Here is a 21,131-nt window from a genome sequence, read left to right as displayed (position 1 = left end):
GGGTGGGTAAAGGCAGGCTGCTGTTCGGAGCCGTCGCGTTCGTCGTCATCGTCGGCTCCTGCAACAACGCACGGAACGAGGTCGACGCTCCGAGCGTGGCTTCCGAAGCATCGAACAGCGCCGCCGCACCGCAGGTCGTCGCAGCATCGACGGTCGATCGCGCGGTTGAGTCGGAGTGCTTCTCCGACGACACCGTGTACGACGACGAGGACACGTGCCACCCCGGCGGGGAGCTCGTGTCGGTAGCGCGAGTCCTTGATGGCAACACCCTGGAGCTCGCTGACGGGCGCACGGTACGACTGCTCGGCGTCCAGGTTCCCGATGTGGACGCCTGCGCATGCCCTGGGGCGACCGAGTTCACCCGCGGGATCGTCGGGGGGCATCCGATCAAGCTGCACGCCGAGCCCGGAGTCGAGTCGGACGAGATCGGACGGCTGCTGCGCTACGTCCAGTACTCCTAGTCAACGGATCGTGATGGCTTGCCCATGTACGCGCATGACCTGGGAAACGAGATCGTGCTCAACGGCCGGGGCAAGCCTGCCGAAGACCAGGCCAACGCCACCTACGACGAGCGCATCGCCTCCGCGGCCGGCATCGCCGAGTACCGGGCTGAGGGCATCTATGCCCCGCCGTGCGGGAATCCGAAGGTGTACGGCGACGACGACGGCAACGGCGTGGCCGACTGGGATGAAGAGGTCTACGTCGACGCCCCCAGTGGCAACCTGCCGGACGGAGCGCTCACCGGAGGATTCTGTGCACGCAAACGGTGGTGTTGATCAAGTTTCTCACCTGTCGCTACGGGCACTTGCCCGAGTAGCGATCGAGTCCTTGTCCGCTACGACTCTTACTACGACCGACGGGGCCACCGTCGGGCTCGCAAAGATACTTGCTGGTCCTGGTGAGACCGGGCATGTGCTCGCTTCCGGCGCGGCTCTATCGGGTTTCGCCGTCGACCATGAGGATCCCGTCCCGGACATCGACGTGCGCGTCCGTTGCCCGGTAGGAGTTCCGGCCGTTCCCGGGGTGGATGAGGATCTCGTCGGCGTCAGGGCCGGGTTGTCCTGGGCCGCCGTATCGGATGGCGAGACGAGGATGGCCGAAGGTTGAACTGACCCCTGCTGGCCGGGCATCCTGGGATGCCGGCATTCAGCATGCATCTCATGCGCTGCACATGTGTCAGTTCGTAACGTCGCTTTCGCGCCTGGCGAGTCGAGAAGGGAGTGAGGGAGGCACGCATGAAGAACCGACGGCTCGTCCTGCTCATGCGACGGCGCATTCGCCGGATCCTCGGTCAGTGCGTGGGCACGTCGATCATCACCGACATCGACGCGGCGGGCCGACAGATCTTCCCGACCTCCGTACTCCCGGTGACCAGCCGTAGCTTCGTGTACTCCGACGCCGGCGAACCCGTTCTGCTTAGCCCTCAAGGGTCGCCGTCGCGGGTGCGGTTGATCGCACTGGACGAGGACCCGCCGATGGTCGACCTCGGTACTGAGACCGGCGTCGGCCACCTCACCAGCGACGAACCGGGGTCCGGCGACATCTTCGCCACACGCGGCGAACGTATTGTGCGACTCAACCTCAGCCCACCCGGCACCACAGTCATCCACAACGTCGGACGTCCAGTCCTCGCGCTGGCCGCTGCCGGCGACGGGGCCTTCGCCGCAATTCTCGCCGGCGGCAACGTCCTGCCGTTCATCATCACCGCCGACGGGCAGCTGCGGCAGTTGTGGAACACCGGGGACGTCCCGGGCTTCTTCCCCACGACCCTTGCCGTGCGCGGAGACCGTGTGTTCGTCGGCGGATGGCGGTTCCTCGGATCGGTCTACACCGGCGTCGTCGTCTCTATACCACGCACGGGCGGGGGCCCCGGCTTGATCAGAACGGTTGCCGAACTCGGCACCGGCACCTTCGAGGGGTCCGACCTCGCCGCCAGCGACCGCGACTACCGCCAACCCGCCGCCATGGTGTTCCTAGACGATGACCTCGTCATCGCGTCCGCTGCGCTTCTCAGTTCCAGCCTCCCCGGCGCGCCGGAGCGCAGCCACCTACTGCGGATCGTGCTCACCGCCACCGGCGTCGAGCAGGCCCGCAGCGAGATCCCAGTGGAGGTGCCCGACAACTACGTGAACGTCACCGACATGGCCGAACTCGACGGGCAGCTGTTCCTCGTGGACTCCCGTAGGCGGAGCACGAGGCCTGAGACCCTCGACAGTCAGGGACGGTTCCTCAGCGGCCGGCTCCTCCGGGTGTGCCCAGACTGAGTCGAGTTCGAGCCCGCGGTACAGGCGTGCCTCCGCACGCAATCGCCCGGCTGGGTTCTCAGTCTCAAGGGACTCGGAGCGGGCGTGGATCTGCTCGATACGCGGCCGAGCAGACGTGCCAACATCATGGCTTAGCTCCGCAGGACCACCGTCCAGCGACGAAACCGGTCGCCGTCGATGGCAACCCTCCCAGATAGAGGCTTCACCCGCTGCCAGTGCGACGCAGCAGGCCCACTGTCTGAATGAAAGGTCGGTCGCTCGGGTTTATCCACATAGGACGAATTGGCATCCACGATGGCATCCAACGGCAGCCGCTGGCATCCAACGCAGGCAGCGTGGGCAGTGGCAGCATCACGCTCACCAGCTGGATCCGGCCGAGCAGGCGCCACACCGCACGTTTGCAAGGCAGGGGTTAGGGGTTCGATTCCCCTCGTCTCCACCAGCCTGACCAGTTAGAACAGCCTCGATCCGCTCGCCAGATCCGATCAATCGACGATGGCATCGAGTACGGTCCTCGTGTGGCCGAAGAGCCTGCTCAGGGGCGCCCGCGCGACATGATCCGCCGCCGCGGGAAGTCCTTCCAGGTGATCGTCTACGCCGGTCAGGACCCGCTGACGGGTGAGCCGCTGCGTCTGCGGGAGTCCACGACCGACGTGTGCTGCACCTCGACGGCGAACCGATCGACGTCGTGCAGCGTGTCACCCCCGACGGGACGACCGAGGTGCCCCACCGCCCGGCTCGACATCTCCTGGGCACTGACGTCGTCGAGATGACAACCCGCGCCGCTGCCGTCGGCGGCCGACTGGTCGCGGTCGAGGTCGTCGTACCGGCCGGTGGGCCGTCGGACGACGCCGGGGCCACAGTCGTGGACGCGGCACCGGCCCGCGGCCTCGCCCACCATCACCACGGCATGCCGGGTGGGGTCGACGTCGCGCGCGTGATCCTCGAACGCCTGTCGGCCGGTTCCGGACCGGCGTCGCCTCGCTGACCGTCCCGGGCTGCTCGACGAGGGACCATCCACCACTCTGGCGGTGCCGCTGGCCCACGATCGTGAACGGCTGGTGGCCGACCCCCACAGCCGGGGGTCGGCCACCGGCGTTGCCCCGGGCTCAGATGGCGTCGGAGCGGAAGCTGCGCAGGCGCAGGCTGTTCCCGACGACGAACACCGAGCTGAACGCCATCGCCGCTCCGGCGATCATCGGGTTGAGCAGTCCCATCGCGGCCAGTGGCAGGGCCGCGACGTTGTAGGCGAACGCCCAGAACAGGTTGCCCTTGATCGTGCCCAGCGTGCGCCGGGAAAGCCGGATAGCGTCCGGGACGGCGCGCAGATCGCCCCGGACCAACGTGATGTCGCTCGCCTCGATGGCGACGTCGGTGCCGGTGCCCATGGCGAGACCGAGGTCGGCTCGGGCGAGCGCGGCGGCGTCGTTGACGCCGTCGCCGACCATGGCCACGACCCTGCCCGTGTCTTGGAGCCGCTTGACGACGTCGAGCTTGTCGGCGGGCAGGACCTCGGCGATGACCTCGGTGATGCCGACCTCGTCGGCCACGGTGCGGGCCACGGTGGCGTTGTCGCCGGTGAGCAGCACCGGGGTGAGCCCGAGTGCCCGGAGCCGGCTGATCGCCTCCTTCGAGGTGGGTTTGACGGTGTCGGCGACGGCGAGCACCGCCCGCGCCTCGCCGTCCCACGCCACGGCGATCGCGGTGTGCCCGCGCTCGTCCGCGGCGGCCTTGGCCGCGGCGAGCTCCGGGGTCAGCGGCTGGCTCCACTGCTCCAGCAGCGCCGGCCGCCCGACCAGCACGGCGTGCCCGTCGACGACGCCCTGCACTCCGAGGCCCTCGACGTTGGTGAAGTCCTCGACGTCGGGCAGCGCGCCGACCCGCTGCCGGGCCCCGGCCGCCACCGCGGCGGCGATCGGGTGCTCCGACGCGCTCTCCAGCGCCCCGGCCAGCCGCAGCACCACGTCCTCGTCCTCGGACGTGTGCACCGAGACCAGGCTCATCCGGCCGGTGGTGACGGTGCCGGTCTTGTCCAGCACCACGGTGTCGACGCGGCGGGTGGACTCCAACACCTCCGGGCCCTTGATCAGGATGCCGAGCTGGGCTCCACGGCCGGTGCCGACCAGTAGCGCGGTCGGCGTGGCGAGCCCGAGTGCGCAGGGGCAGGCGATGATGAGCACGGCGACGGCGGCGGTGAACGCCGCGGCCGCGCCCGCACCGGTGCCCAGCCAGAACCCGAGGGTGGTGGCGGCCAGCGCGATGACGATCGGCACGAACACCCCGGAGATCCGGTCGGCGAGACGCTGGACCTGCGCCTTGCCGTTCTGGGCGTCCTCCACCAGCCGTGCCATCTGGGCGAGCTGGGTTTCCGAACCGATCCGGGTGGCGCGCACGACCAGCCGGCCACCGGCGTTGACCGTGGCGCCGACGACGGCGTCGCCGGGACGGACCTCGACGGGCACGGACTCGCCGGTGAGCATCGAGGCGTCGACCGCGGAGCTGCCTTCCTCGACGACCCCGTCGGTGGCGAGCTTCTCGCCCGGGCGGACGACGAACCGGTCCCCGACGGCGAGCTGCGCGGTCGGGATCCGCACCTCTTCGCCGTCGCGCAGGACCGCGACGTCCTTCGCACCGAGTTCGAGCAGCGCCCGTAGTGCGGCCCCGGCGCGGCGCTTGGAGCGGGCCTCGAAGTAGCGCCCGGCCAGGATGAACGTCGTGACGCCGGCGGCGACCTCGAGGTAGATGTTCGCGGCGCCGTCGGACGGCGCGATGGTCAGCTCGAAGGGGTGGGTCATACCCGGCACGCCCGCGGTGCCCAGGAACAGCGCGTAGAGCGACCAGGCCAGCGCGGCGAGGGTGCCCAGGGAGATCAGCGTGTCCATGGTGGCCGCGCCGTGGCGCAGGTTGGTCCACGCCGCGCGGTGGAAGGGCAGCGCGCCCCACACCACGACCGGCGCGGCCAGGGTGAGGGAGAGCCACTGCCAGTACGTGAACTGCAGCACCGGGGCCATCGCCATCGCGACGACCGGCACGGAGAGCACGGCGCTGACGACGAGCCGGGTGCGCAGCGCGCGCACCGGGCCGTCCTCGACGTCGTCCTCGACGTCGTCGTCGGTGTCGCGGGGCGGTTCGGGCAGCCGCGCGGTGTAGCCGGCCTGTTCGACGGCGGTGAGCAGGTCGTCGCGGTCGACGCCCTCGGCGTAGGTGACCTTGGCCTTCTCGGTGGCGTAGTTGACGGTGGCGGTGACGCCGTCGAGCTTGTTGAGCTTGCGCTCGATCCGGTTCGCGCACGACGCGCAGGTCATGCCGCCGATCGCGAGCTCGATGTCGGTGACGGGGGCCCCGGTGGGCGTGCTGGTCGTACTCATCGTCTCCTCCTTCGCCCGGATCAGTGGCCGTGACCGTCGGCGTCGTGCGCCGGGGCCGGGCTGGATGGGAGCCCAGTGGGCTCAGAACTGGTCGGCACGGTGAACTCCGCGGTGCGCACGACGCCGTCGTGCTGGAAGTCCAGGAACAGCCGGTAACCGCCGGCGGTGGGGACCTCGGCGACGAACGGGATCTCCGGCCCCGCGCTCGCCGTCTCCTCGGGGTGCACGTGCAGGTAGGCGAGATCGCCTTGGCGCAGCGCGACCAGGTGGCCGTTCGCCCCCAGGTAGGGCTGCAGATCGGTCACCGGTACGCCGTCGCGGCTCACGGCCAACGTGACCGGCGACGCCTGACCGGCGATGAGGTCCCCGGTCAGCTCCACGGTGTAGCCGTCGACCTGCGCGGTGCGGCTCGGCGTGTGGGCGACCGGTTCGAACACCCCGGGCGCGACGAGGTCGACACCGAGCGTGGTGGCCTCGCCACCGGTCGGGGTGAAGTCGGCGAACGCCCGGTAGGAACCCGCCGACGCCGTCGTGAGCGGGACCGACCAGGTGCCGTCCGGAGCCATCTCCGGGTGCACGTGGGCGAAGTCGGTGGTGTCGCGCCGTACGACGATCAGGTGCATCCGCTTGTCGTGCTCGACGTCGTACGCGATGACCGGGGCGCCGTCGGGTCCGGTGATGACGAAGGAGAAGGTGTCGGGGGTGGCCGGGGTGAGCGTCGGGTCGGTGGGCGTGAGGGTGTAGCCGCCCCTGCTCGACGCCAGCCCCGCGGGCTGGTCGGCGGTCCCCGGGACGGTGCCGCTGTGGGTGTCCCCATGCCCGGCGACCTCATCGCCGGACATCGCACCGTGTCCGCCGGAGGCGGCGACGGTGGTGAGGGGACCGACAGCGGATCCGGTCGCAAACGCTCCTGCCGTGAGCAGGGCGAGCGCCGCACCGTAGGCGGAGAGCTTCGCTGCAGTGTTCATGATCCGTTTCCTGGTCGGGCGGCAGCGGTGCTGCCGGGGTGGTGGTTACGCCGCGGTGAGGCGGTAGCCGGCCTCCTCGACCGCGGCGCGGACACGCGCCTCGTCGACCGACGCGTCGCTGGTGACGGTGACCGCGCCGGTGGGCAGGTCGACCGCGACCGCGGTGACGCCGTCGATCTCGGTGATCTCCTCGGTGACCGAGGCGACGCAGTGGTCGCAGGTCATCCCGGTGACGGTGTAAGTGGTCTCGCTCATGGCGTACTGCGTTTCCTTCCTCGTGGTGTTCAGGACTTGACGAGCCGGGCGATCGCGGCGCTGGCCTCGGCGACCTTCTCGTCGGCGATGGCACCGCCCTCGGCCACGGCCTGGGTGACGCAGTGCTTGAGGTGCTCGTCGAGCAGCCCCAACGCCACGGCCTCCAGAGCCTTGGTGACGGCCGAGACCTGGGTGAGGACGTCGATGCAGTACTTGTCGTCCTCGATCATCTTCGCGATGCCACGCACCTGGCCCTCGATGCGGCGCATCCGCTTGAGGTAGGCATCCTTGTCCTGCGCGTACCCGTTCATGCGTCCTCCTTCGTCACAGGCGACGATACCCTAGGGGGGTAAGGCATTCGAGCGCGGCCGGCTCAGCCGGCGGTGACGCCGAGGTCGACCCGGCGCAGCAGCTGGGCGTTGAGGGCGACGACGATGGTCGACACGCTCATCGCCACGGCCCCGACGGCGACCGGCAGCACGAACCCGGCTCCGGCGAGCACCCCGGCGGCGAGTGGCACCGACAGCACGTTGTAGCCGGTGGCCCACATGAGGTTCTGCCACATCTTGCGGTACCCGGCCTCGGACAGCCGTCGTACGGCGAGCACGGCGCGCGGGTCGTCGGAGGCGAGCACCACCCCGGCCGACTCGACGGCCACGTCGGTGCCGGCGCCGATCGCGATGCCCACGTCCGCGCGGGCGAGCGCGGGGGCGTCGTTGACCCCGTCGCCGACCATGGCCACCGTCAGCCCACGAGCCTGCAGGCGGGCGACCGCGGCGTCCTTGTCGGCGGGCAGCACCTCCGCGAGTACCTCGTCGACGCCCAGCTCGGCGCCCACGGCCTCGGCCACGTCCCGCGCGTCACCGGTGATCATGACTACGCGCACCCCGGCGGCGTGCAGATCGCGCACCGCCTCGCGGGACTCCGGTCGGATGTCGTCGGCGAGGGCCAGCGCCCCGATCGCCCGTCCGTCGCGCACGACGTGCAGCACCGTCGCGCCCCGGTCCGCCCAGGTCGCGGTCGGCCCGGTGAGCTCGCCCGGCGCGGTGACCCCGAGCTCGCGCAGCATCGTCGGCCCGCCGACGGCGATGTCGTGGCCGTCGACGACGGCCCGGACACCGCGTCCGGTCAGGGACCGGAACCCGGTGGCCGTGGGGATCGCGGTCGCCGCGCGGGCGGCGGCGACGACGGCACGGGCGAGCGGGTGCTCCGAGTCGGACTCGGCCGCGCCGGCGGCGCCCAGCAGCTCGGCGTCGGTCACCCCGTCGGCGGGCAGGACCGCGACGACGGCCGGCTCGCCCCGCGTGAGGGTGCCGGTCTTGTCGAACAGCACGGTGTCCACCGAACGCATCCGCTCCAGCGCCAGCCGGTCCTTCACCAGGATCCCGGCCCGCGCGGACATCGACGTCGAGATCGCGATGACGAGCGGGATGGCCAGCCCGAGCGCGTGCGGGCACGCGATCACCAGCACGGTGACGGTGCGCTCGACCGCCGCGGTGAGGTCGCCCAGCGCCGCCCACACGGTGAAGGTGACCGCGCCGGCGACGGCGGCGAAGTAGAACAGCACCGCGGCGGCGCGGTCGGTGAGCGCCTGGGCGCGCGACGTCGAGGCCTGCGCCTGGGCGACCAGGCGCCCGATCCCGGCCAGAGCGGTGTCCTCGCCGACGGCCTGCACCCGGACGCGGAGGGCGGAGTCGGTGGCGACGGTGCCGGCGACCACCCGGTCGCCGACGGCGCGCGGCACGGGGCGGGACTCGCCGGTGACCATGGACTCGTCCATCTCGGCGGCCCCGTCGCTGACCTGTCCGTCGGCGGGCACGCGGGCGCCGGAGCGGACCAGCACCACGTCGTCGACCCGCAGCTCGGCGAGCGGAACGGAGGTGACCGCACCGTCGGCCCCGACCCGTTCGGCGGTGTCGGGCAGCAGCTCGGCCAGCGCGGCGAGCGCGCCGGAGGCCTGGCCCAGCGCCCGCATCTCCAGCCAGTGGCCGAGCAGCATGATCACGATGAGGAGCGCGAGCTCCCACCAGAAGTCGAGCATCAGCCCGCCGACGCCCAGTGTGGTCAGCGCGCTCGCGACCGCGGCCACGGTGATCGCCAGCGCGACCAGTGTCATCATCCCCGGGCGGCGCCCCCGCAGCTCGCCGACCGCGCCGGTGAGGAACGGTTGCCCGCCGTAGAGGAACAGGGCCGTGCCGAGCACGGGCGCCATCCAGGCGGCCCAGGAGGGGACGTGGTAGCCCAGCAGGTCGGCGACCATGTGGCTGGAGAACACCACGGGCACCGCGAGCGCCAGGCTCACCCAGAACCGGTCGCGGAACGCCGCAGCGTGGTCGCCGTGCCCACGGTGACCGCCGCGGTCGGTGGTGGTGTCGTCCGGCGCGGGGCGCGGCCCGGTCGTCACAGGGCCGTCGGGCCGTTGCGTGTCGTTCATCGGTGCCTCCAGGCGTCCTCGGTAGATACGGTATACCCCTATGGGGCATACGCAGCAAGGACGGATTCACCCGCGGGTACCCGACCCCACCGTCGTCCGTGCCGGTCCGCCCGGACCGCCTCGGTGTGCAGGGGACGCCGTAACGCACCGGCTGTCGGCCGGTCCCACGCGGGCTGCCGACCTCCGGTGGGGAGCCGCCCGTTACGAGGCGAAGGAGACGTGGATGTGGTCGTAGTGGCCACCGACGGCGTCGGAGGGGTCGTACACGCCGCCGCCGCTGTAGGGGCGGCCCCAGCCGTCCTGGTCGGGCGAGGTGGGGGTCCAGATGCGGCCCTGCCAGATGATGTAGTCGACCTGCAGGGCCTGCGCGTTGACCCGGAACCACTCGGCTGCCCGCCACCCGTCGTCCACCTCGACCCCCCGGGCGAAGCGGCCGCCCTCGCCGGGGAAGAAGTCGCAACCCTTGCCCAGGGGGTGGTCGCTGGTCGGGTTGGCCGGGCGTGGTGCGTGGCAGCCCGCGGACCGGATGACCGGGCCCTTGCGCAGCCCGCCGAACGCCGCGGCTGCCTGTGTCACCGCGTAGAGCGTCGTGGAGGTGATGCAGCCGTTCGTCGTCGGGTCGTCCTCGACGCATCCGGTGCCGCCGCCGTCGAACGGAGTGACCGAGCCGGGGACGCAGTCCTGCACCGCGGCGGCGACACGCAGGGCGGGGTTGCCGTCGACCTCGGCGAGGATGTCGGCCGCGGTCTGCTCCCACTTGGCGTAGGCCACGGGGAAGGCCGAGCGCTGCACGGTCTGCGCCGCCTGCCACAGCGGCATCTCCGTCCAGCCCGGGACCTCGACGAGCCGCTCGTAGAAGCGGGTGGCCGCGTAGCGGGGGTCGCGGACCTGGGCGGGGCTGCCCCATCCCTGGGACGGACGTTGCTGGAACAGACCCAGGGAGTCGCGGTCGCCGTAGTCGAGGTTGCGCAGGCCGGACTCCTGCAACGCGGTTCCCAGTGCCACCCACAGCCCGCGTTCGGGGACGCCCATGTCGCGGCCGGTGGCGACGATGGCGGCCGCGTTGACGAGTTGCTCGTCGGTGGTCTGCGCGTCACCGGAGGCCTCGATCGGCACCCCGGAACCACTCGGGCCGCACACCCCCGACTGCCGGACCCCGGAACCCAGCACCGCGGACATCGCGACGAACACGACTCCGACCAGAGCGGCGAGCAGGCCCACCACGACGGCGACGACCGTCAGGCGCAATCCGAGCCGACGCATCGCCACGGCGGCGTGCTGCACACCGTTCACGAGCGGTGACGAGGAGCGCGGTCGACTCCGGCCGCGTCCCTGTTCACGCTCCGAGCGTGCCCGACGATCCCGATCGACGGAACCCCGGATGTGCTCGCGGGTGGCGAATCCGGGCCGGGGTACTCTTCGAGTTGATGATCAGGTCGGTGGCGCAGCGGGGGAGACGGGCAGTCCTGCTCGGCGTCCTGGTCGCCGGTCTGTTCGTCGGCCTGGTGGGGATGCACCACCTGTCGGTGACACCGGACAGCACGGGAGTCTCCGCCGTCGCGATGGTGGAATCCGACATGGACCCGGGCCCGGCGCACTCCGGCGAGGACCATGAGTCCGCGTTGTTGCACCTGTGCCTGGCCGTGCTCACGGCCGTGGCCGTCGTGCTGGTCTCGGCGGTGCTGTGGCGGAGGTCGGACTTCGCCCCGGTCGCGCCCCGCGCGGGCAGATCCGGCGTGCGTCCTGCGCCGCGTGCCCCACCGGCCACCTCTCCGGCACGACTGGCACTCCTCTGCGTCCTGCGGACGTGAGGTCGACCGAGCGACTCGGTTGATCCGCACTTCCCCAGACGTACGAGAGGTTCTCACCGATGAACGCACGGGTTTCTTCAGCGCGCCTGCTGGCCGGTATCGCGGCCGCGGGCTTGATCCTGACCGGCTGTGCCGCCGGCCCCGACACCTCCTCCTCCGGGTCCGCCGCCCCGGGCGGCTCGCCGTCGTCGGCGACGCAGGGCGAGCACAACGACGCGGACGTGGCGTTCGTGCAGGGCATGATCCCGCACCACCGTCAGGCGGTCGAGATGGCCGAGTCGGCGGCAGGTCGTAGCCAGAACGCGCACGTGATCGACCTGGCTGCGCGGATCGGTGGCGGGCAGCAGCCCGAAATCGACACGATGGTCGGCTGGCTCGAGGAGTGGGGCGCCGAGGTGCCCGCCGAGGGCAGCGGCATGAGTGGCATGGGCGGTATGGATCACGGCGGGGACATGAGCGCCATGGGCGGGATGATGGCCCCCGAGCAGATGCAGCAGCTGCAGGGTGCGTCCGGGCCGGCGTTCGACCAGATGTTCCTGGAGATGATGACCGAGCACCACCGGGGCGCGGTCGAGATGGCGCAGACCGAGCTGCAGGACGGTGCCGACACGGACGCGCTCGCGCTGGCGCAGAAGATCATCGACACCCAGCAGGCCGAGATCACCGAAATGGACACGCTGCTCCAGCAGGTGTGACGGGTCGGTGTGGCCCGGCCGAGGCGTCGGTCCGGGCCACACCGTCCGCGGCGGCGTGGCGGACGATGGCGCCGTCGGGGTCCAGCAGTGCCACCGCGGGCACGTCGATGTCGGGGAGGTCCACCTGGCGACAGGCCCCGCGCAGCGGTTCGCCGGATCGAACGCGACGGGGGTTTCGTGGACCTCGACCCGCGGGCGCGAGAGCTCGGCGTGGGTCACGCAGCCAGTTCGACCGACCGGTCGTCGAGTCGCCGGACGGCGTCGTGGAAGAGAACGCACCAGGCGCCGCGGCAGTAGGCCATGGGCCATCGGATCCGGCCGATGGCCGGGCAGAGAGTCAGGCATCGACCTCTTCGATCGGTGCGCCCTCGGCGGCCCGGAGGACGGACTCGCAGCCCTTCTTCGCCGCGGCCTTGGTCTCGTAGGCCTCGCCGGTGGCCACGACCTGGCCGTTGCTGGCCTTGAGCCGGAACCGGAACTTGCCTGCGCGGTCCTGGTAGACCTCGAACGTCCCGGCCATCACGCCTCCCGATCGACGGTGATCACTTCCGATGGCGGCAGACCATTGCGGCGGTCGAGCTCGAACGCAGCGCCTGATGGGTGAGTGCTCACGGCCGCGCAGGCCGGGAAACCTCTGCTGGACGCCTCCGGTGAGGTTTGCCGGCGCTTGCCTTCACACGCCTTTCTCTCGACGGAGGGTGCTCCGCGCGGGCCCCCGGCCGCCTTCAACCCGGGCAACAACCTGCTGCGGAGGAATGGGAACTGCAGCTCAGCAGCAGTGCTGTCCCCTCCATGCCTCCCGTCCTTCGCGGAGGGCGACGGCGGCGATGACGAGTGCGGCGACGGGGTCGGCCCAGGCCCAGCCGAACAGGCTGTTGAGCAGGAGTCCGACGAGGAGGACGGCTGAGAGGTAGGTGCAGAGCAGCGTCTGCTTGGAGTCGGCGACCGCACTGGTGGATCCGAGCTCGCGGCCCGCCCGGCGTTGTGCGGCGGAGAGGAAGGGCATGATCAGCAGCGACACTGCGGCGAGGACGATGCCGACGGTGGAATGGTCGGGATCGGCGCCGCCGAGCAGGTTCCGGACGGACTCCACACCGACGTAGACGGCGAGAGCGACGAACGACACCGCGATGACGCGCAACGCCGTGCGCTCGCGCTCCTGCGGGTCGGTTCCGGCGAACTGCCAGGCGACAGCAGTAGCGGAGGCGACCTCGATGATGGAGTCGAGGCCGAAGCCGATCAGGGCGGTGGACGAAGCGAGGTGGCCCGCGCTGATCGCGACGACTGCCTCGATGACGTTGTAGGTGATCGTTGCGGCGACGAGTAGGCGGACTCGCCGGTGAAGGGCCGCACGTCGTCGCGGGGTCAGCCGATCCGTAGGCGGTCGGAGCGCGGCCGATGCCGGTGCGGTCTCGGACGTGGCGCAACACGAGTCGGCGCAGGTCGCGGTAGTGCGGTCGAGGCCAGGACGGGCGTCGTCGCTCATGCCGTGTTCCCGGGGGTGCGTGATGCGGTCGGGCTGAAGTCGTCCTCGTCGAGACAGGCGGGGTCCGTGTCGACGGCCAGGACGACGGCCATCAGTTCGGTGATCGCGCGGGCGAGGTGGGGGTCGGCGATCGCGTAGCGGACCTGTCGGCCGTAGTAAGAGGCGGTGACCAGTCCGCAGCCGCGCAGGCAGGCCAGGTGGTTGGACACGTTCGGACGGGTCAGCGCGAGTTGTGCGGCGAGTTGCCCGGGGAACTCGGCGCCGTCGAGGAGTGCGACCAGGATGCGGCAGCGGGTGGGGTCGGCGAGAGCCTTGCCGACGCGGGCGAGGGCGGCTTCACGGGTCTCACTGGTCAGCACGAGCTGAACTATAAAGCGATCCATGACGTCGCGGCCAGCGTTGTCGCCGGGCTCCTCTACACCTCTGCCTCCCCGACGATCGCGTTCGTTACCTAGCGGCGTGGATGCTCGTCTCCGGGGTGCACGACGTAATCGTCCACATAGGACGATTCCCTCGTCTCCACCAGCGCCCAGGCGAACCCCGGTTCGTCAGGTGGTCAGCCTCATCGCTGGTCGTAGACCTCGTTGACGGTCGCCTGCACGTCGTCGTCGCCGTAGGGGCTCGCGTAGGGGTTGGCGTTGGCCACGGGCCCGGTGTAGTTGTGCGAGGCGGTGTCGTCCGGGCCGGTGAAGGTCCCGTCGAAGTCCCGGTCGTCGTAGACGACGTCGGTGCGGTGGTCACGGCCGCCCTCCTCGGCGGTGTCGTAGGCGATGACGTCGGCCTGGAAGCGGTGGTCCTCCGGGGTGTTGTCGAAGCCGGCGTAGTCGTCGTAGCCGTCGCCGTCCCGGTCGACGAGTTCCACGTCGACCACGCCGTCGGCGTTCTGGTCGACGAGGGTGGTCTCCTGGTAGCCGTCGCCGTCGGCGTCGGTGAGCTCGACGATGCTGCCGTCGCTGGTGTAGTAGATGTCGGACATCGGGGGCTCCTCGGGTGCGGGGTGTCGGGTGTGTCGTCTGGTGGAGGTCGCGGCCGGCCCCCGGGTTACACCTGTGACGCACGCCACCTGGCGACCATGGAGTATGCGCCACGTCGGGCACGTGGTCGACCGCGTCCGCAACGCTCCGCTGGTCCGTCTCGGCGTGACCGCACGAACGCGGCTCCGGGGCGTTCCGAGTCGGCGCCCCGTTGCGTCGCGTGGCGGCCCGACACCGCACGTTCGTCACGCGAGAGCCACGGTCAGTGGCGGTGCCCGGGGAGTCGGCCTGTTTCGACGCGCGTCGATGTTCATGGTCTGTTCACTTGCCCGGTTGGCTCGACGATCGTCAAGATAGACGAGTGTTGAATCAAGAACGCGGGCTCTGTTCGTCGGTGCGCACCCGGGCCCCGCTGACCGGGGACGAGGCGGTCGAGCTGGCGTCGGCGTTCAAGGCGCTGGGCGATCCGGTGCGGCTGCGGCTGCTGTCGCTGATCGCCGCGCACGAGGGTGGCGAGGCGTGCGTGTGCGACCTGACCGGCTCCTTCGACCTGACCGGCCCGACCATCAGCCACCACCTCAAGGTGCTGCGCGAGGCGGGGTTGATCGTGGGCGAGCGGCGCGGGACCTGGATCTACTACCGGGTCGTGCCGGACCGCATCCGGCTCCTGTCCGACGTCCTCGTCCCGTCCGGTGTCGAGGTGACCGCATGACCGCGGCCCCGCAGGCGCCCGTCGTCGCCCGGCTCTCCACCCTCGACCGCTTCCTCCCGGTCTGGATCGTCGCCGCGATGGTCGTCGGACTCGTGGCGGGGCGGCTGGTCCCGGGCCTCGGGGCCGCGCTCGGGGCGGTCGCGATCGACGGCGTCTCCCTGCCGATCGCGATCGGGCTGCTCGTGATGATGTACCCGGTGCTGGCGAAGGTCCGCTACGACCGCCTCGACACCGTCACCGGCGACCGCAGGCTGCTCGGTGCGTCGCTCGTCCTGAACTGGGTGCTCGGCCCGGCGCTGATGTTCGCGCTCGCCTGGCTGATGCTGCCCGACCTCCCCGAGTACCGCACCGGGCTGATCATCGTCGGTCTAGCCCGGTGCATCGCGATGGTCATCATCTGGAACGACCTCGCGTGCGGGGACCGTGAGGCCGCGGCCGTGCTGGTCGCCCTGAACTCGGTGTTCCAGGTGTTCGCGTTCGCCGTGCTGGGCTGGTTCTACCTGACGGTCCTGCCCGGCTGGCTGGGTCTGCCGCAGGCCGACCTGGACGTGTCCCCGTGGCAGATCGCGGTGTCGGTGCTGATCTTCCTGGGCGTCCCGCTCGTGGCGGGCTACCTGTCGCGCCGGCTGGGGGAGCGGGCCAGGGGCCGGGAGTGGTACGAGACCAGGTTCCTGCCGGTGATCGGCCCCTTCGCCCTCTACGGCCTGCTGTTCACCATCGTCGTGCTGTTCGCGCTGCAGGGCGACGCGATCCTCTCCCGCCCGTTCGACGTCGCCCGGATCGCGCTACCGCTGCTGGTGTACTTCGCCGTGATGTGGGCGGGGTCCTACGCGGTGGGGAAGGCGATCGGCCTGTCCTACGAGAGGACCACGACGCTGGCGTTCACCGCGGCGGGCAACAACTTCGAGCTGGCCATCGCCGTCGCCATCGCCACGTTCGGCGTCACCTCGGGTCAGGCGCTGGCCGGGGTCGTCGGGCCGCTGATCGAGGTGCCCGTGCTCGTCGGCCTGGTCTACGTGTCGCTGGCGCTGCGCCGCCGCTGGCGCACCACCACCTGAGCCCTTGCCGCCCGTCCACCGATCGACCCGAGGAAGAAGGCCGTCGTGACCAGCACGTGGCACCGCGACACCCTGTCCATCGACCAGCAGCTCGCCCTCAGGACCGCCGCGGGCAACCTCGCCCGCCAGTTCGACGGCACCTTCGGCACGGAGACCATCGAGCGGTTCCTGCACTCCTCCTACGAGGAGTTCGCCGGGCGCGCGGTCGTACTGAACTTCCTGCCGCTGCTGGCGGAGAAGTTCGCGCGCCAGCGCCTGCGCGCGCTGGCCAGGGTCGAGGGCCGCAGCGACGACGGCCGGCCGGTGGTGCTGTTCCTGTGCACCCACAACGCCGGCCGCTCCCAGATGGCACTGGGGTTCTTCACCCACCTCGCGGGCGACGACGCGATCGCCTGGTCCGGCGGGTCGGAACCCGGGACGGCGGTCAACCCGGCCGCGGTCGCGGCGATGGCCGAGCGCGGTATCGACATCTCCGGCGAGTACCCCAAGCCGTGGACCGACGAGATCGTCCGAGCCGCGGATGCGGTGATCACCATGGGGTGCGGTGACGCCTGCCCGGTGTTCCCCGGCCGCCGCTACGAGGAGTGGGACCTCGACGACCCCGCGGGTCTGACCGTCGACGACGTCCGTCCCATCCGCGACGAGATCGAGCGCCGGGTCCGGGCGCTGCTCGCCGAGCTCGTCCCCGCCCCGCGATGACGACGACACCGACGGAGGAACCGATGACCGTCCCCGAGGTCCTGTTCGTCTGCGTCCACAACGCCGGCCGCTCGCAGATGGCCGCCGCGCTGCTGGCCCACCACGCCGGCGGCTCGGTGCGGGTCACCTCCGCGGGTTCCGCGCCCGCCGACAGCGTCAACCCCGCGGTCCGCGAGGTCATGGCCGAGATCGGCCTGGACCTGTCCCGGGAGATCCCGAAGAAGCTCTCGACCGAGGCCGTCGAGGCCGCAGACGTCGTGATCACCATGGGCTGCGGTGACGCCTGCCCGGTGTTCCCCGGTAAGCGCTACCTCGACTGGGAGCTCGCCGACCCCGCGGGCAGGGCGGCAGCGGAGATCCGCCCGATCCGCGACGACATCGACGCCCGGGTGCGCGCGCTCCTGGCCGAGCTGACGGCCCGATGATCCCGTCGGTGCTGTTCGTCTGCGTCCGCAACGGCGGCAAGTCCCAGATGGCGGCCGGGCTGATGCGCCGCGCCGCGGGCGGGCGGGTCGTCGCGCACTCCGCCGGGACGCGGCCCGGGTCGTCGATCAACGCGCTCTCGGCGCAGGTGCTCGCCGAGGTCGGCGCCGACATGTCCGGCGAGGTCCCGAAGCCCGTCGACCCGGCGCTGCTCGCCGGCGTCGACGTCGTGGTGACGCTGGGCCGCGAGGCGCAGCTCGACGTCCCGCCCGGCACCGACCTGCGCAACTGGGACACCGACGAGCCCTCCGAGCGGGGCATCGACGGCGTCGAGCGGATGCGCCTGGTCCGCGACGACATCGACGCCCGTGTGCGGCGACTGCTGCGCGAACTCGTCCCGGACCCCGGCGCGTAGCGGGTCAGGTGGCGTTCGGCGGCCGCGGGACGCTGCTCGCCGCGAGGACCGCGGCCACCGCGGCGATGGCGGCGAGCAGGGCGAACACCGCCGGGTAGCCGCCCAGTGCGGTGGCCAGGACGGCCCCGGCCCAGGGGGAGATCGCGGTCGCGACCATGGCGGGCGCGGTGAGGATCCCGCCGAGGCGGCCGTAGTGGGTCGATCCCCAGCGGTCGCTGATCGCGGTGGCCTGGAGCAGGGTGAAGACACCGCGGGCGGCGCCGGCGAGCATCGCCACCGCGATCAGCGCGACGGCCGGCCCGGGCAGGACGCCGAGCAGGGCCGTGGTCGCGGCGGTCGCGGCGAGGACGGCGACGCCCCGGGTGCGCACGCCGGTCGCCCGGTCGAGCAGCCCGTAGCCGAGGCGGCCGAGGACCTGGCCCGCGCCACCCAGGCCCAGCGCCCAGGCTGCGGTGGTGGTGGACAGCCCGCGTTCGAGGAGCAGCGGGACCTGGTTGACCACGACGGCGAAGCAGGTGAACGAGCCGAGGCCGATCGCGACGACCAGGAGCACGAACGGGCGGCTGCGGGCGATCGCGCCGGGATCGCCGTGGTGCTCCTCCGCAGCCGGGGGCTCGGGCCAGCGACCGCGCAGCCCGAACAGGTGGGCGGGGATCGTGACGGCGCCGAGGACGACGGCCAGGACCAGGTAGGTCCGGCGCCAGTCCGAGCCCTCGACCAGCAGCGCGGTGATCGGGGCGAAGATCGTGCTGGACAGGCCGGCGACCAGGGTCAGGGCGGTCAGCGCCCGCACCCGCCGCGGTCCCCACCAGCGCGTCAGCGCCGCGAACGCCGGTTGGTAGAGCACCCCGGCCATCGCGACCCCGGCCACCACCCAGGACGCGAAGAACCACCGGACGTCCTCAGCGGTCGCGATGCCGACCACGGCGGGCACCGCCAGGACCGACCCGGCGGTCATGACCGGTCGTGGGCCCCACCGGTCCAGCCACCGCCCCGCGGGGATGCCGACGACCGCGGAGACGACCAGCCCGACGGAGAACGCCCCGGTGACGGTGCTGATCGACCATCCGGTGTCGGCGGCGATGCCGGGCGCCAGCACCGGGAACGCGTAGTACAGCACCCCCCAGCTGACGATCTCGGTGACGCACAGGACCCCCAGCACGCGACGGAGCCCGGCGTCGGACAGCACGCCCTGGCCCGCCGCGTTCGTGTTCATCGACGACGATCCTGCATCATCCCGCCGCGCTCGGCCGGGTACCGACGACGAGCGGCTCGGCCGGTCCGCAGCACCCGCCGGCGTCGTCGCCGGGTGCGTCGACGAGCCCGGCCCCTCCGCAGACCCCGGTCTCGGGCAGGACGAGCTCGACCCGGTCGGCCGCGTCCCGGTCGCCGGCGATCGCGGCCACCACCGAGCGGGTCTGCTCGTAGCCGGTGAGGGCGAGGAAGGTCGGGGCGCGGCCGTAGCTCTTCATGCCGACCAGGAACAGCCCCGGCTCGGGCTGGGCGAGCTCGCGGGCACCGTGGGGGTGGACCGTGCCGCAGGAGTGCACGTTCGGATCGATCAGCGGGGCGAGCTCGCGCGGGGCCTGCAGGGTCGGGTCCAGGTCCAGCCGCACCTCGGAGAGCCAGCTCAGGTCCGGGCGGAACCCGGTCAGGGCGACGACCTCGTCGACGGGACCGAGGCGGCGGTCCCCGAACGACGACAGCACGACCCGGCCGTCGTCGGTGCGGTCGACGCGCGCGGTGCGGAACCCGGTGACCGTCGTGATCCGCCCGGCCCGGACGGCCTGCGCCGCGCGCATCCCGAGCGCGCCGCGCGCGGGCAGCTGGTCGGCGTCACCGCCGCCGAAGGTGGTGCCGACCGCGCCGCGGCGCAGCAGCCACTGGACGTGCGTGTCCGGGTGCTGCTCGGCCAGCTCGGCGAACGCGACGAGCGCGGTCAGCGCCGAGTGGCCGCTGCCCGCGAGCGCGATCCGCCGGCCCGCGTACCGCCGGCGCACCGCGGGATCGGTCAGGTCCGGCACCCGGTGGGTGATGCGGTCCGCCGCCGCCGTCTCGCCCAGGGCCGGCAGGCCGTCGCCGCCGAGCGGGTTCGGCGCCGACCACGTCCCGGACGCGTCGATCACGGCCCGCGCGAGGATGCGCTCCTCGCCGTCGGCGGTGACGACGCGGACGCTGAGGGGCTCGGTGTCGCGGGCCCGGTCGACCGACCGGTCCCAGCCGTGGCGCGAGACCCCGACCACCCGGGCGCCGTAGCGGACCCGGTCACCGAGCACGTCGGCCAGCGGCTGCAGGTACGACTCCGCCCACTCCGCGCCGGTCGGACACGACCCGGCGTCGGGGATCCGCCACCCGGTGGGGGCCAGCAGCTCCTCCGCCGCCGGCGCCACCACCTCGCCCCACCGGGAGAACAGCCGCACGTGGTGCCACTCCCGGACCCCGGTCCCGGCCGAGGGCCCCGCCTCGAGCACGACCACCGGCAGGCCCCGGGCCACCGCCTGCGCCGCGGCGGCGAGACCGGCCGGACCCGCGCCCACCACGACCACCGGAAGCTCGTCCACGTCCACCACTCCTTCATCGATGACGGTCGATCCAGGCAGGGACAGTATCGACGTGCATCGATTGACGCAACCATCGATCGCCGTCGATACTCGGGGGATGACGACGTCCCCGGCAGCCCCACCGGTCGAGCAGCTGGCACCGGCCGACGCGAGCACCTACGCGGAGTGGTTCGCGTGCCTGGCCGAGCCCATGCGGGTCCGGCTGCTGCACGCCGTGGCCGTCGCCGGGCGGGCGGTCACGGTGGGGGAGCTGACCGAGCAGCTCGGCATCAGCCAGTCCACGTGCTCGCACCACGTGCGCAGGCTCGCCGACGTCGGCTTCGTGCACCTGCGCAAGGACCGCACCGCGACCCTGGTCTCGGTGAACCCGGCCTGCTGCACCGGCCTGCCGCACGCCGCCGACGCCGTCATGGGGATGCTCGCCCCCCGTCCCTGCTGCCCCGGGGACCTCCCGGCCGACGTCGTCGTGCGCGCCCTCGGACCCGGTGACTGGGCCGACGTCCGTCGGATCTACGCCGAGGGGATCGCCACCGGCCACGCGACATTCGAGACCGCGGTCCCCGCACGCGACGCGCTCGACGACGCCTGGCTGCCCGCCCACCGGTGGGTCGCCGAGATCGACGGCCGGGTCGTCGGATTCGCCGCGGCACGGGCCGTCTCCCCCCGCCCCGTGTACGCCGGCGTCGCCGAGACCTCGGTCTACGTGGGTGAGGGCGTCCGCGGCCGCGGCGTCGGCAGGGCGCTCCTGCACCGTCAGGTCGACGCGGCCGACGGTGCCGGGCTCTGGACGCTGCAGACCAGCGTCTTCCCCGAGAACCGGGCCGGCCTGGCCCTGCACCGGTCCGCCGGTTTCCGCACCCTCGGCCTCCGCGAACGCATCGGCCGGCATCACGGCGTCTGGCGCGACACGGTCTTCCTCGAACGGCGCCGGGCCGACGACCGGGCACCGACCGAGCCCGTCGCCGACCGTCGGGCCGGGTCCGCGGTCTAGCGTCCGGGCGCCGGAGG

The 21,131-nt window shown here is 72.0% G+C and carries 24 protein-coding genes; 11 read left to right on the top strand and 13 right to left on the bottom strand.

Translation table 11 applies throughout. The features are described 5' to 3' along the window. The first annotated feature begins 2 nt into the window (after window positions 1-2). From H6H00_RS08415 to H6H00_RS08405, 3 genes are all read left to right on the top strand, one after another. Window positions 3-461: a thermonuclease family protein gene (locus H6H00_RS08415; RefSeq protein ID WP_185720749.1), complete on the top strand. Its 459-nt coding sequence runs from the start codon at window positions 3-5 to the stop codon at window positions 459-461. An 18-nt stretch (window positions 462-479) separates the two neighbouring features. After that, the gene (locus H6H00_RS08410; RefSeq protein WP_185720748.1) at window positions 480-776 is read left to right on the top strand and encodes a hypothetical protein; all 297 of its coding nucleotides are present in this window, start codon (window positions 480-482) and stop codon (window positions 774-776) included. 459 nt (window positions 777-1,235) lie between these two features. Further along, complete coding sequence (locus tag H6H00_RS08405) at window positions 1,236-2,264, top strand: hypothetical protein (protein ID WP_185720747.1); 1,029 nt, start codon at window positions 1,236-1,238, stop codon at window positions 2,262-2,264. A 601-nt stretch (window positions 2,265-2,865) separates the two neighbouring features. Here the strand turns inward: H6H00_RS08405 and H6H00_RS08400 are convergent. The 7 genes from H6H00_RS08400 to H6H00_RS08370 all read right to left on the bottom strand — a co-directional run bounded on the left by H6H00_RS08400 (window position 2,866) and on the right by H6H00_RS08370 (window position 10,582). After that, window positions 2,866-3,171 carry a hypothetical protein gene (locus H6H00_RS08400; RefSeq protein WP_185720746.1) on the bottom strand — a complete coding sequence of 102 codons (306 nt, stop codon included), beginning with the start codon at window positions 3,169-3,171 and terminating at the stop codon, window positions 2,866-2,868. 202 nt (window positions 3,172-3,373) lie between these two features. Then, entirely contained in the window at window positions 3,374-5,632 is a 2,259-nt protein-coding gene (locus H6H00_RS08395; protein WP_185720745.1) for a heavy metal translocating P-type ATPase, read from the bottom strand. 20 nt (window positions 5,633-5,652) lie between these two features. Beyond that, complete coding sequence (locus H6H00_RS08390) at window positions 5,653-6,600, bottom strand: DUF8832 domain-containing protein (RefSeq protein ID WP_185720744.1); 948 nt, start codon at window positions 6,598-6,600, stop codon at window positions 5,653-5,655. A 45-nt stretch (window positions 6,601-6,645) separates the two neighbouring features. Continuing rightward, window positions 6,646-6,855, bottom strand: coding sequence for a heavy-metal-associated domain-containing protein (locus H6H00_RS08385; RefSeq protein WP_185720743.1), 210 nt, complete (start codon window positions 6,853-6,855; stop codon window positions 6,646-6,648). A 29-nt stretch (window positions 6,856-6,884) separates the two neighbouring features. Continuing rightward, complete coding sequence (locus H6H00_RS08380) at window positions 6,885-7,166, bottom strand: metal-sensitive transcriptional regulator (protein WP_185720742.1); 282 nt, start codon at window positions 7,164-7,166, stop codon at window positions 6,885-6,887. A 62-nt stretch (window positions 7,167-7,228) separates the two neighbouring features. Continuing rightward, window positions 7,229-9,289, bottom strand: a complete 2,061-nt coding sequence (locus tag H6H00_RS08375) for a heavy metal translocating P-type ATPase (protein WP_185720741.1) — start codon at window positions 9,287-9,289, stop codon at window positions 7,229-7,231. Window positions 9,290-9,490: 201 nt separating this feature from the next. Further along, window positions 9,491-10,582 (bottom strand): VldE C-terminal domain-containing protein, encoded by a 1,092-nt coding sequence (locus tag H6H00_RS08370; protein ID WP_185720740.1) that lies wholly within the window; start codon window positions 10,580-10,582, stop codon window positions 9,491-9,493. Between the two features lie 134 nt (window positions 10,583-10,716). On the opposite strand from H6H00_RS08370, the gene H6H00_RS08365 reads away from it, so the two are divergent. After that, complete coding sequence (locus H6H00_RS08365) at window positions 10,717-11,100, top strand: DUF6153 family protein (RefSeq protein ID WP_185720739.1); 384 nt, start codon at window positions 10,717-10,719, stop codon at window positions 11,098-11,100. A gap of 59 nt (window positions 11,101-11,159) precedes the next feature. Next, a complete protein-coding gene (locus H6H00_RS08360) occupies window positions 11,160-11,795 on the top strand; it encodes a DUF305 domain-containing protein (protein ID WP_185720738.1) in 636 nt (211 codons plus the stop codon). A 337-nt stretch (window positions 11,796-12,132) separates the two neighbouring features. Here the strand turns inward: H6H00_RS08360 and H6H00_RS08355 are convergent, their stop codons facing one another. From H6H00_RS08355 to H6H00_RS08340, 4 genes are all read right to left on the bottom strand, one after another. Beyond that, window positions 12,133-12,315, bottom strand: coding sequence for a YegP family protein (locus H6H00_RS08355; protein WP_185720737.1), 183 nt, complete (start codon window positions 12,313-12,315; stop codon window positions 12,133-12,135). Window positions 12,316-12,564: 249 nt separating this feature from the next. Beyond that, entirely contained in the window at window positions 12,565-13,281 is a 717-nt protein-coding gene (locus tag H6H00_RS08350; RefSeq protein ID WP_185720736.1) for a cation efflux transmembrane domain-containing protein, read from the bottom strand. Then, window positions 13,278-13,640: a Cd(II)/Pb(II)-sensing metalloregulatory transcriptional regulator CmtR gene (gene cmtR / locus H6H00_RS08345; protein ID WP_185720735.1), complete on the bottom strand. Its 363-nt coding sequence runs from the start codon at window positions 13,638-13,640 to the stop codon at window positions 13,278-13,280. The genes H6H00_RS08350 and cmtR overlap by 4 nt, the downstream gene beginning before the upstream one ends. A gap of 203 nt (window positions 13,641-13,843) precedes the next feature. Next, the gene (locus tag H6H00_RS08340) at window positions 13,844-14,257 is read right to left on the bottom strand and encodes a hypothetical protein (RefSeq protein WP_185720734.1); all 414 of its coding nucleotides are present in this window, start codon (window positions 14,255-14,257) and stop codon (window positions 13,844-13,846) included. Window positions 14,258-14,649: 392 nt separating this feature from the next. On the opposite strand from H6H00_RS08340, the gene H6H00_RS08335 reads away from it, so the two are divergent. From H6H00_RS08335 to H6H00_RS08315, 5 genes are read left to right on the top strand one after another with little or no spacing between them, the layout of a single operon-like run. Then, complete coding sequence (locus H6H00_RS08335) at window positions 14,650-14,967, top strand: ArsR/SmtB family transcription factor (protein ID WP_255425642.1); 318 nt, start codon at window positions 14,650-14,652, stop codon at window positions 14,965-14,967. Next, entirely contained in the window at window positions 14,964-16,025 is a 1,062-nt protein-coding gene (gene arsB / locus H6H00_RS08330) for an ACR3 family arsenite efflux transporter (RefSeq protein WP_185720732.1), read from the top strand. The genes H6H00_RS08335 and arsB overlap by 4 nt, the downstream gene beginning before the upstream one ends. A 45-nt stretch (window positions 16,026-16,070) precedes the next feature. After that, window positions 16,071-16,724, top strand: coding sequence for an arsenate reductase ArsC (locus H6H00_RS08325; protein WP_185720731.1), 654 nt, complete (start codon window positions 16,071-16,073; stop codon window positions 16,722-16,724). Between the two features lie 23 nt (window positions 16,725-16,747). Beyond that, window positions 16,748-17,149, top strand: coding sequence for an arsenate reductase/protein-tyrosine-phosphatase family protein (locus tag H6H00_RS08320; protein ID WP_185720730.1), 402 nt, complete (start codon window positions 16,748-16,750; stop codon window positions 17,147-17,149). Then, window positions 17,146-17,562, top strand: a complete 417-nt coding sequence (locus tag H6H00_RS08315) for an arsenate-mycothiol transferase ArsC (protein WP_185720729.1) — start codon at window positions 17,146-17,148, stop codon at window positions 17,560-17,562. Before H6H00_RS08320 ends, H6H00_RS08315 begins: the two co-directional genes overlap by 4 nt. Before the next feature lie 4 nt (window positions 17,563-17,566). On the opposite strand, the gene H6H00_RS08310 is transcribed toward H6H00_RS08315, so the two are convergent. Further along, window positions 17,567-18,778, bottom strand: coding sequence for an MFS transporter (locus H6H00_RS08310; protein ID WP_185720728.1), 1,212 nt, complete (start codon window positions 18,776-18,778; stop codon window positions 17,567-17,569). A gap of 16 nt (window positions 18,779-18,794) precedes the next feature. Further along, a complete protein-coding gene (locus H6H00_RS08305; RefSeq protein WP_185720727.1) occupies window positions 18,795-20,123 on the bottom strand; it encodes an FAD-dependent oxidoreductase in 1,329 nt (442 codons plus the stop codon). Between the two features lie 97 nt (window positions 20,124-20,220). Here H6H00_RS08305 and H6H00_RS08300 point away from each other — a divergent pair, with 97 nt between their 5' ends. Beyond that, complete coding sequence (locus H6H00_RS08300; protein ID WP_185720726.1) at window positions 20,221-21,114, top strand: helix-turn-helix domain-containing GNAT family N-acetyltransferase; 894 nt, start codon at window positions 20,221-20,223, stop codon at window positions 21,112-21,114. Window positions 21,115-21,131 lie beyond the last annotated feature (17 nt).

Source organism: Pseudonocardia petroleophila (assembly GCF_014235185.1).
GTDB lineage: Bacteria > Actinomycetota > Actinomycetes > Mycobacteriales > Pseudonocardiaceae > Pseudonocardia > Pseudonocardia petroleophila.
This window is presented reverse-complemented; position numbering and strand designations above follow the sequence as displayed.